This window comes from Vibrio sp. 10N.222.49.C9 (assembly GCF_041474985.1).
In the GTDB taxonomy this organism is placed as follows: Bacteria; Pseudomonadota; Gammaproteobacteria; order Enterobacterales; family Vibrionaceae; genus Vibrio; species Vibrio crassostreae_C.
The window spans coordinates 1-272 of sequence record NZ_JBFRVD010000457.1 but is presented as its reverse complement, the minus strand read 5'-3'; the positions used below and the strand labels follow the sequence as shown (position 1 = coordinate 272).

Below are 272 nucleotides of genomic sequence, written 5' to 3'. Positions count from 1 at the left end.
GCCTTATGGTAGTGACTGGTCTTTTTTCTTGGTTATTGGTTTATAGTTGTTGGCGATAGTCGGCTTCTGTGATTACAGTGACGCCTTTGTTTCGAGCCGCTTGCAGTTTAGTTTCACCTGCCTTCTCACCGTACACAAGGATGTCGGTATCTGCCGTCACTCGTTTTTGGTGGATAAGACCATAACTTTCAGCTTCGCTACCCATGTCGTCACGACCTTTTGAGCATTTACCAGTAAATACTACTCGTTTGCCAGCCAGTGAGCTTGTGGAT

General features: G+C 46.0%; 1 protein-coding gene. It reads right to left on the bottom strand.

Translation table 11 applies throughout. From position 1 onward, the window contains the following. Window positions 1–40: 40 nt before the first annotated feature. A partial coding sequence (locus AB4585_RS23970) for a BRCT domain-containing protein (protein ID WP_372171254.1) occupies window positions 41–272 on the bottom strand: 232 nt, incomplete at its 5' end.